The sequence below is a fragment of the Enterococcus sp. AMC1623 genome (assembly GCF_058216495.1).
Genome location: NZ_CM177096.1, coordinates 2,440,820 through 2,450,000, shown reverse-complemented (window position 1 = coordinate 2,450,000; position 9,181 = coordinate 2,440,820). Strand labels below are relative to the sequence as shown.

The 9,181-nt window shown below is 36.4% G+C and carries 12 protein-coding genes (1 of these 12 only partly in view); 9 read left to right on the top strand and 3 right to left on the bottom strand.

The window, feature by feature from the left end; genetic code table 11:
- The 6 genes from rsgA to AC4BC7_RS11710 form a co-directional block, all read left to right on the top strand.
- A protein-coding gene (gene rsgA / locus AC4BC7_RS11735) for a ribosome small subunit-dependent GTPase A (protein WP_207941572.1) crosses the window boundary here: on the top strand, window positions 1-568 show its 3' portion. The gene continues 314 nt to the left of window position 1, outside the view; only the last 568 of its 882 coding nucleotides appear in the window; its start codon lies beyond the left edge, outside the window; its stop codon occupies window positions 566-568.
- A 10-nt stretch (window positions 569-578) separates the two neighbouring features.
- Window positions 579-1,229 (top strand): ribulose-phosphate 3-epimerase, encoded by a 651-nt coding sequence (gene rpe / locus AC4BC7_RS11730; RefSeq protein WP_490502946.1) that lies wholly within the window; start codon window positions 579-581, stop codon window positions 1,227-1,229.
- Window positions 1,229-1,864: a thiamine diphosphokinase gene (locus AC4BC7_RS11725; protein ID WP_207941570.1), complete on the top strand. Its 636-nt coding sequence runs from the start codon at window positions 1,229-1,231 to the stop codon at window positions 1,862-1,864. The genes rpe and AC4BC7_RS11725 overlap by 1 nt, the downstream gene beginning before the upstream one ends.
- A 130-nt stretch (window positions 1,865-1,994) precedes the next feature.
- On the top strand, window positions 1,995-2,852 hold the full coding sequence (gene mreC / locus AC4BC7_RS11720) for a rod shape-determining protein MreC (RefSeq protein ID WP_207941569.1): 858 nt from the start codon (window positions 1,995-1,997) through the stop codon (window positions 2,850-2,852).
- A 2-nt stretch (window positions 2,853-2,854) separates the two neighbouring features.
- Entirely contained in the window at window positions 2,855-3,364 is a 510-nt protein-coding gene (gene mreD, locus AC4BC7_RS11715) for a rod shape-determining protein MreD (protein ID WP_207941568.1), read from the top strand.
- Between the two features lie 202 nt (window positions 3,365-3,566).
- On the top strand, window positions 3,567-5,036 hold the full coding sequence (locus tag AC4BC7_RS11710; RefSeq protein ID WP_207941567.1) for an NlpC/P60 family protein: 1,470 nt from the start codon (window positions 3,567-3,569) through the stop codon (window positions 5,034-5,036).
- Between the two features lie 40 nt (window positions 5,037-5,076).
- Here the strand turns inward: AC4BC7_RS11710 and AC4BC7_RS11705 are convergent, their stop codons facing one another.
- Window positions 5,077-5,760 (bottom strand): prepilin peptidase, encoded by a 684-nt coding sequence (locus AC4BC7_RS11705; RefSeq protein ID WP_207941566.1) that lies wholly within the window; start codon window positions 5,758-5,760, stop codon window positions 5,077-5,079.
- Between the two features lie 152 nt (window positions 5,761-5,912).
- Here AC4BC7_RS11705 and AC4BC7_RS11700 point away from each other — a divergent pair, with 152 nt between their 5' ends.
- The 3 genes from AC4BC7_RS11700 to rpsI all read left to right on the top strand — a co-directional run bounded on the left by AC4BC7_RS11700 (window position 5,913) and on the right by rpsI (window position 7,431).
- On the top strand, window positions 5,913-6,398 hold the full coding sequence (locus AC4BC7_RS11700; protein ID WP_207941565.1) for a Dps family protein: 486 nt from the start codon (window positions 5,913-5,915) through the stop codon (window positions 6,396-6,398).
- 178 nt (window positions 6,399-6,576) lie between these two features.
- Window positions 6,577-7,023: a 50S ribosomal protein L13 gene (gene rplM, locus AC4BC7_RS11695; RefSeq protein WP_338070869.1), complete on the top strand. Its 447-nt coding sequence runs from the start codon at window positions 6,577-6,579 to the stop codon at window positions 7,021-7,023.
- Window positions 7,024-7,038: 15 nt separating this feature from the next.
- Window positions 7,039-7,431 (top strand): 30S ribosomal protein S9, encoded by a 393-nt coding sequence (rpsI, locus tag AC4BC7_RS11690; protein WP_016173833.1) that lies wholly within the window; start codon window positions 7,039-7,041, stop codon window positions 7,429-7,431.
- A gap of 91 nt (window positions 7,432-7,522) precedes the next feature.
- On the opposite strand, the gene AC4BC7_RS11685 is transcribed toward rpsI, so the two are convergent.
- Window positions 7,523-8,710 (bottom strand): tyrosine-type recombinase/integrase, encoded by a 1,188-nt coding sequence (locus AC4BC7_RS11685; protein ID WP_071857945.1) that lies wholly within the window; start codon window positions 8,708-8,710, stop codon window positions 7,523-7,525.
- Window positions 8,711-8,757: 47 nt separating this feature from the next.
- The gene (locus tag AC4BC7_RS11680) at window positions 8,758-9,048 is read right to left on the bottom strand and encodes a helix-turn-helix domain-containing protein (RefSeq protein ID WP_003128904.1); all 291 of its coding nucleotides are present in this window, start codon (window positions 9,046-9,048) and stop codon (window positions 8,758-8,760) included.
- Window positions 9,049-9,181: the final 133 nt, after the last annotated feature.

Below are 9,181 nucleotides of genomic sequence, written 5' to 3'. Positions count from 1 at the left end.
ACCGATTATTTATTTAAGTAAAACGGATTTAAGTGACGATAAAGAAAAAATCAAAGAAGTAGTTGCTTGCTACCAAAAGATTGGCTATACGGTGATTGCTGCAACTGAAAACAATGAAGCAATTAACAAATTAGAACGCTTATTTCCCAATCACTTAACTGTTTTTATGGGGCAGTCTGGAGCAGGAAAATCTACTTTATTAAATCGTATTGTTCCAGAATTAGACTTAGAGACTGCAGCGATTTCAGAGTCACTTGGACGAGGTAAACATACGACACGCCATGTAGAACTGATTCCAATTGCAGAAGGATTGGTTGCAGATACACCAGGATTTAGTTCGATTGATTTTCTAGAAATAGAAGCACGAGAATTGCCTAAACAGTTTCCAGAATTTGTTGAAGCATCCCACGCTTGTCGCTTCCGTGAGTGTATGCACATTAATGAACCACAATGTGCAGTGAAAGAACGTGTTGAAAGTGGAGAAATCGCTACAACACGTTATGAAAATTATGTCCAATTTTTAGAAGAAATTGAAAAACGAAGACCCGTTTATCGTAAGAAAAAATAGGAGGAATTTTATGAAAATCGCACCGTCAATTTTAAGCGCAGATTTTGCAAATTTACAACGAGATATTGAGTTTGTTGAAAAACATGGAGCAGATTATATTCATGTGGATGTAATGGATGGGCAATTTGTACCTAATATTACATTTGGTCCAAATGTGGTAAAAGCTATTCGTCCAATAACTAAGCTACCATTAGATGTTCATTTAATGATTGTTGAACCAGAACGTTATATTCATGATTTTGCTGTCGCGGGTTCAGATATTATTGGTGTGCATGTTGAAGCCACGCCTCATATTCATCGAGCAATTCAAATGATTAAAGCAGAGAATGTTAAAGCAGAAGTCGTTTTAAATCCTGGTACGCCAATTGATAGTGTGATGCATGTCTTATCAATGGTCGACCAAGTCTTGATCATGACGGTCAATCCAGGTTTTGGTGGACAATCGTTCATTGAGGAGTCATTAGATAAAATTCGTGAATTAGCTGCTTTAAGAGAAGCAAACGGCTACCATTTTGATATTCAAGTGGACGGTGGAATCGTACCTGAAACTGCAAAACGTTGTAAAGAAGCAGGCGTGAATGTTTTTGTAGCAGGAAGTTATATTTATGATGCTGAGCACCCTGAAAAACAAATTCAATTATTGAAAGAAGCGATTCAATAATGAATGTCTTGATGGTTGGAGGGGCGCCAATTTCAACTTGGCCACAATTAGCTACTTACGATGTCTATATTGGAATAGATCGTGGCGGTCTTTTTTTGATAGAGCAGGGCTTACCTTTGACACTTGCTGTGGGAGATTTCGATTCGTTAAATGAAGCGGAACAGCAATTGGTTTTTAGTACCGCAGAAGAAGTTAAACAGTCACCTGCAGAAAAAGACGATACGGATACGCAATTAGGATTAGAACTACTATTAAATCGTTATCCAGAAGCCAATGTGACTTTAATAGGTTTAACTGGGGGAAGAATTGATCATTTTCTGGCAAATTTATGGATGGTTTTAGAACCTCGTTTTATGCCACACTGTCAGCAACTTCTTTTAAAAGACCAACAAAATAGCATTCAATTTCTATTGCCAGGAACACATACGATTCACAAGGAAGCAGGTATGCAGTATTTAGCTTATTGCTGTTTAACGCCTGTTTCAAAATTGACACTAACTAAAAGTAAATATACATTAAGTAATCAAGAAGTAACGCATCCTACTTCCTATGCCAGCAATGAATTTTTAACAAATCAGGCACAAATTTCTTTTACAGAGGGAATTGTAGCAGTTGTTCAAAGCAAAGATAAGTAAAAAAGATTCCCACCAATGTTTTTTTTCGAAAGTTTTCAAAAAAAGCATTAAGAGTGGGAGTCTTTCTTTTGTTTAAAGGCATTTAGTGGTACAATTTAAGCTATCAGTTTGAAATTTTAGAGGTGCTTCAGTGAAAAAATTTAATCCAAATAAAAATATTATTATTATCTTGATTTTAGTTATAATTGCAGTCGGTGCATTAAGTTTGACTGTTGCACAACGCGCAAAAGATGAGAAATCGTCTGTGATACAAGTGGTCATCAATGATTCTGTAGCATTTGTTGATAAAGTTGTATTTGCACCCGCACGGTGGTTTGATAATGGTGTTCGCTCTGTACAAAATCTCTTAGTTACATATGAAGAAAATGAACGTTTAAAAGAAAAAGTTGATGCATATGATGCACTAGAACGACAAAATAAATCTTATGAACGAGAAGTTGCGGCTTTGAAAGAAGAATTGGAATTAAATGCAACCTTAACGAGTTTCCAAAAAGTTACCGCCAATGTTATTACCCGTTCACCCGATTCTTGGCAAGATATGCTAGTGATTGACAAAGGTGCAACTGATGGTATTGAAGTAAATATGGCAGTGATGGCTAAACATGGATTAATTGGGCGTGTATTAGAAGTAAATGCGATGTCTTCTAAAGTAGAATTACTAACATCTGAAAATCAAACAAGCAATCATTATCCTGTGCGTATTAGTACAGAAAAAGGAGAGGTTTTTGGTTTATTAAAAGGCTACGATGTTACTCGTGATGCGTTAGTGGTAGAACAATTAACAGGTAAAACGCCAATTTCAAAAGATGATATTGTTCAAACGTCGGGCCTGGGAGGTAACTCACCAGCTGATTTATTAGTGGGCACCGTCATTGAATCAGAAGTTGATAAGTTTGGTTTAGATCAAAAAGTTTACGTAAAACCTTATGCACACTCGCATGATCTTTCAGTCGTTACAGTTATTGAACGAACAGTAGGGGACGAATAAGTATGCTAAAAGAAGAATCATTCAAATATTACGCAGCACCAATGTTCTTTTTTATGATGTTAGTGGATGCCCATTTGACACGAACTTTTCTTTCTTGGAGTCATGGAAATTACATTTGGAGCACACATTTGCTTTTACTCGTAATGTTTTTTGTAGTTACACGTTTATCACAACGATACATGATTATTTCTGCTTTAATCATTGGAAGTATCTTTGATGTATATTATCTTGGTGTTTTAGGAATTTACGCAGTAGCATTTCCTTTAGTTGTTTGGTTAATGTATTTATTAGAAGAGACACTTTATAAAAACCTTCTGACAGAAAGCTTTGGTTGGATTATTTTAGTCACTTGTATTGAATTAATTACATTGGGCATCCAACTATTGTTTAAATTAACATCAATCAATATTGTTTATTTTGTCGCACATTTCTTAGGCCCAACCTTATTGGTAAATATTTTAATTTTTACCGTATTATATTACCCACTATCGAAACTATTTTACTCAAAATAGTTTCTTTTTTTTAGAGAAAAAAAGAAAAATTTTCAGAAAAAGCAAACATTTGTTTGAGAGAAATGAAATATATTTGTAATATTTCTTTTATTTCCCTGTCATATGCGTATGTTACAATCTGTTTGTCGTTTAAATTAGAAGTTTAAGAAATTTTAAACTTAATTAACTATTTATTAAATAAAACCAGTCGGAGGAATGAAACGTGAAGAAACGTGTACTTACCGCATTACTAGCATGTTCATTAACACTTACAGCTGTTGCACCTAGCATCGTATTAGCTGATGACTTTGATCAACAAATCGAGCAAAAAAACAAAGAGATTAGTAACTTACAAGCGCAACAAGCAAGTATTCAAGATCAAATTAGCTCATTAGAAGGTCAAATTTCTGATATCAATAACAAAGCTGAAGAATTAATTGCAAAACAACAAGAATTAGCAGCACAATCTCAAAAATTACAAGAAGAAATTGCTGATTTAGAAGTACGTATTGAAAAACGTGAAGAAGCAATCCGTAAACAAGCGCGTGATGTTCAAGTAAATGGAGCAGATACTAACCTTGTAGAAGCTGTTTTAAATTCTGATTCATTAACAGACGCAATTGGACGTGTCCAAGCGATGAGTACTATCGTGAACGCGAACAACGAATTGGTTAACCAACAAAAAGAAGATAAAAAAGCTGTTGAAGATAAAAAAGCTGAAAACGAAGCGAAACAACAAGAAATCGCTGAAAATCAAACTGCTTTAGAAGCTCAAAAAGGTGAGATTCAACGCAGTCAAGCTGATTTAGACTTCTTGAAAGCTGACTTAGCTTTACAACAATCTTCAAAAGAAGATGAGAAAAAAGGTATTCAAAAACGTAAAGCTGAAGCCGAAGCTGAAAAAGCTCGTATTGCAGAACAAGAACGTTTAGCAGAACAAGCTCGTAAAGCAGCCGCAGAAGCAGCTAAACAAGCACAAGCTGAAAAAGAAGCAGAGGAAGCAGCAAAAGCACAAGAATCAGCTGTACAAACTTCTTCTCAAGAGCAAACACAAACTGAACAAACAGAAGAAGCAGCATCAACAAATTCAGCACCAGTTGAAAATTCTACAACTCAAGAACAAACAGTTGTAGAATCAACTGAAAAAGCTGAAGAAACAGCTGTGGAATCAACAAATACACCAGTTGCAGAATCAACACCAGTGTCAAATTCAACAACTGAACAATCAACTTCAACACCAGCACCTGTTGAAGAAACACCAGTTGTAGAGTCAACGCCAGCGGAGCAAACGCCGGTCGTTGAAACGCCTAAAGTTGAGACGCCAAAAGTAGAATCTTCTCAACCAACTGGTTCAGTTGTAGCAGAAGCATATAAATACATTGGTGTACCATATGTATGGGGCGGAAAAGATCCAAGTGGCTTTGACTGTTCAGGTTTCACAAGCTATGTTTATCGTAAAGCAACAGGCCGTGAAATCGGTGGTTGGACTGTTCCTCAAGAAAGTGCTGGCTCAGTAATTTCTGTAAGTGAAGCACAAGCAGGAGACTTATTATTCTGGGGCTCACAAGGTAGCACTTACCACGTAGCTATTGCATTAGGTGGCGGACAATACATCCACGCACCAGCACCAGGACAATCAGTAACAGTAGCTTCAGTAGCTTACTTTGCACCAAGTTTTGCAGTACGTATGTAATTTCAAAGCTGACGAATGAATTTTCGTCAGCTTTTTTCTTTTATAAAAAATAGGCAACGAATAACCCCAAACTTAAAAAAGGAACAAAAGGCAGACATTGAAAATGTGTCTTTCGCAAGAAATAACTAACGAAAAAAACACCTAAAGCAGAAACACTTGCTACAAATAGTAGTAAGGAAAATTGTTCAATTGTTAACCAAGGCACCCATAACCCCAATAATAGCCAATCACCCATTCCCATAGAATCTCGGAGACTAAACCAAAAGAAAATGCCTAAAATCACTAGCAGTGAAAGTGTTGACAAATAAAAAGGCTGATGAAAATAAAACATGATACTCCATAACAACAAATGTAGAGGATAAAGAATTTTTGGCTCAACCAAAAAGTAAAAATAATCAGTTAATGAAAGTAAGGTAGCTGTGGTTAACCAAAGAAAGGCAATTAATTGCATAGAAATCGTTGGCTGCACCCAACAAAAATAAAAAATCCCACCATAAATTATTTCAATTAACCAAGTAATGACTGGAATACGTCCGCCACATCGTTGACAACGAAAACCTAAGAACAGATAGGAAAAAATAGGAATTAATTCCCAAAATCGCAGGGTGTTGTTACAATGGTCACATTGCGAACGTGTAGTGATAAAATCCTTTTTTAGTGGAACTCGCTGTGCAATCACACACAACAAGGATCCAAAACAACTACCGATAAAAAAACAAAACATTGACTTCACTCCTTTAGTATTAAATACGCAAAAATCATGAAGAAAACGTTAAAGAATGCTTGAGAAATTTTCTCAAATAGAGGCTTTCGTTGTACATTTTAGGCAATCCGTAATATGCTAATCATGTAGAACATTTTAAGGAGGAATCAGATATGAGATACGAAAAAACAAAAGAAATTTTAAATCAATTGGTTGCTGACTTAAGCCAATTTTCAGTTGTAATTCACCAAACTCACTGGTATATGCGTGGGCCAGAATTTTTAACTTTACACCCTTTAATGGATGAATTTATGGATGAAATCAACGATCAACTAGACGTGATTTCAGAACGTTTAATTACTTTAGATGGTGCACCATATTCAACATTACAAGAATTTGCTGATAACACTGGTATCAAAGATGAAGTTGGCACATACGATCGTACAATTCCTGAACGTATGGAAAAATTAGTTGAAGGCTACCGTTACTTATCAGACCTTTACAAAGAAGGTATTGAAGTTTCTGGTGAAGAAGGCGATGACAGTACACAAGATATCTTCACTGGTTTCAATACAGATGTAGAGAAAAAAATCTGGATGATTCAAGCAAAATTAGGTTTTGCACCAAATATCGATCCAGCACACGAAAAAGTAAACTAAGATTTGCATAAAGGAGCAGGCTTTTTGAAAGCTTGCTTCTTTTTTTCATTTTATAAGAGAAAAACGTTGACTTTATGCCTTATTCTAGGTAATATATTAAATGGTATTGTTTGCCCCACAAGAGCCCCGGAAACTCAAGTGTATGTCAAACATTCGAAATCGAAATTGGAGGAAAAAAATCTTGCGTACAACATATATGGCCAAAGCAGGCGAAGTAGAACGTAAATGGTATGTAGTAGATGCGACTGATGTTCCTTTAGGACGTCTATCAACTGTAGTAGCATCTGTACTACGCGGTAAAAACAAACCAACATTCACACCACATGTGGATACAGGTGATTTTGTAATCGTAATTAATGCAGATAAAGTAAAATTAACAGGTAAAAAAGCGACTGATAAAGTATACTACCGTCACTCAAATCACCCAGGAGGATTGAAATCAATCACTGCCGGTGAATTACGTGCTAAAAATTCTCGTCGTTTGATCGAAACTTCTGTAAAAGGCATGTTACCTAAAAACACTTTAGGTCGTGCTCAAGGCATGAAATTGCATGTATATGCTGAGGGAACTCATCCACATGCAGCTCAACAACCAGAAGTTTTAGACATTACTAACTTAATCTAATAGGAGGGAATTTCATTGGCACAAGCACAATATACAGGCACAGGCCGTCGTAAAAACGCAGTTGCTCGCGTACGTTTAGTACCAGGAACTGGTAAAATTACTGTAAACAAAAAAGACGTTACTGAATATATTCCACACGCTGACTTGCGTGAAGTTATCAACCAACCTTTCGGCGTTACTGAAACAAAAGGCGCTTACGATGTATTCGTAAACGTTAACGGTGGTGGATACGCTGGACAATCTGGCGCAATCCGTCATGGTATCGCTCGCGCTTTACTAGAAGTAGATCCTGATTTCCGTTTAGCTCTTAAACGCGCAGGCTTACTTACTCGTGATGCACGTATGGTTGAACGTAAAAAACCAGGTCTTAAGAAAGCACGTAAAGCATCTCAATTTTCAAAACGTTAATCGTTGTTATACCAACGATTTCAAGCACTTTCCATTCAGTTGGAAGGTGCTTTTTTTATTTTGGTTACGAGTTTGGTTACGACTATTTTTCTCAACTTGTTTTTTGCCGATAATCCTCCAAATGTTTGACGGTTTCTTTTTGAACTTCTGGATTTACATGTCCGTAAACATTTCGTGTGATTTCAGATGTTTCCGCATGACCGACTAGAGATTTTACAATTAAATCATCGACACCATTGTTTAAAAGGTCACTGACAAAGGTATGCCGCAAGCCGTGTGGTGTTATTTTAGGAAGGCCGAATTTCTTTGAAAGGGCATCAAGTTTGTTGTTAAGATAGTCTGGATGCAAAGGTTGATTCAGTTCTCCCTTTTGAGTCGTATAGGTGAAGATAAATTGATCATCGGTTGGGAAAATATTGACTTGTTGAAGTTCATTGAATTGTACCTTTTTCCATTTTGCCAATAAATCAATGACGGAATCTGCTACTGGAATCGTCCGAAAGCGATAGGAGTTTTTCATTCCTTTTACACGTTCGTATTTTCCGGTAGCTTTATTTTTCACCAATTTATGCATGAGGGAAATCGTCTTGTTTTTGAAATCAATATCTGACCAGACCAAGGGATAAATTTCTCCTTTGGCTGCTCCTAATTGATAAACCAAAGAAAGTAACGTATAGTCTCGCACCCCATATTCTTGTTTCATCAAAGTTAACACCTGTTGAATGAGTTCCTTGGAATAATATTTTTGCTGACGTTTTTCTTCCTTTTTGTTTTTTAGGTCTGCATTTACAGGCATCTCCAACAAATCATAGGGATTCTTCTGGATATAACCTTTCACTAGGGCATAGCGTAATACTTGTTTGGTGTAGGAGACACAGTGTTTATAGTTAGCGTAAGGTTTAATCCCTTTTTCCTCATTGCCAAATGCCCACAAAATTTGGGTATCTTCTAATAGGTCATAGGTAATCTTATTAATTGGAATATCCCCTAGGTAAGGAAGAATCCGCTTCTTAAAACAAGTCTTAGTTCGATCCAAGGTGGATTGCTCATGATGTTGGGTTACCGTGTATTTCTTATCCCACCACATTTGGTAAACCTCTTTGAATGTATAAGAACCTTTCTTCTTTTTCACTTCTCCTTTCAATTTTTTTAATTTTGCTTCTGTTTCTAAAATCTCTGCTTCGTGTTTGCTGTCCGCATAAGCCACGTATCGAGAAGCATCTGCCCCCATATAAACATTGACTTTATACGAGCCATTTTCCATTAGACTAATTGCCATTTCTATCTTCCTTTCAAAAATGGCATATCAGTATCACTACACACTCATCATACAGCGCCTTGCTGTGCTTTGGAATACTCCCTTAGCCATTTATCTATCTCTTCTCGCTGGAATCGTACAACACCCCAAAGATGTATCATGGGAAGTCCTGCATCAATCCATTTATCAAGCGTGTTGTTGGCGATACCTAAATACTCACACGTTTCTTTCTTTGATAAATAGCGATTCTCTAAATGTACGGCTATTCGTGCGTTTCTCACTTCATCTACCATTAAGGTATACATATATTCTCTTAAACTCGTCTCTTGATCAGGCGAAAGTGTAATTTCAACTGCCATTAGCTAATCTACCTCCAATCTGGAAGTGAAAAGAAGAAAGGTGCTATTCAGTTTTCAAAGGCCATTCCAAAAGTACTTATAAAAGTACTTTTTATCATCGTACACCCAATCCAATAGAATGTCAATAAAATAA

What these genes read in the sequence shown, in the direction of transcription:
- AC4BC7_RS11725 (WP_207941570.1), top strand. Translation starts at nt 1,229, where the DNA reads ATGAATGTCTTGATGGTTGGAGGGGCGCCAATTTCAACTTGGCCACAA.
- AC4BC7_RS11685 (WP_071857945.1), bottom strand. Translation starts at nt 8,710, where the DNA reads ATGGCAATTAGTCTAATGGAAAATGGCTCGTATAAAGTCAATGTTTAT.
- AC4BC7_RS11705 (WP_207941566.1), bottom strand. Translation starts at nt 5,760, where the DNA reads ATGTTTTGTTTTTTTATCGGTAGTTGTTTTGGATCCTTGTTGTGTGTG.
- AC4BC7_RS11700 (WP_207941565.1), top strand. Translation starts at nt 5,913, where the DNA reads ATGAGATACGAAAAAACAAAAGAAATTTTAAATCAATTGGTTGCTGAC.
- AC4BC7_RS11680 (WP_003128904.1), bottom strand. Translation starts at nt 9,048, where the DNA reads ATGGCAGTTGAAATTACACTTTCGCCTGATCAAGAGACGAGTTTAAGA.
- rpe (WP_490502946.1), top strand. Translation starts at nt 579, where the DNA reads ATGAAAATCGCACCGTCAATTTTAAGCGCAGATTTTGCAAATTTACAA.
- mreD (WP_207941568.1), top strand. Translation starts at nt 2,855, where the DNA reads ATGCTAAAAGAAGAATCATTCAAATATTACGCAGCACCAATGTTCTTT.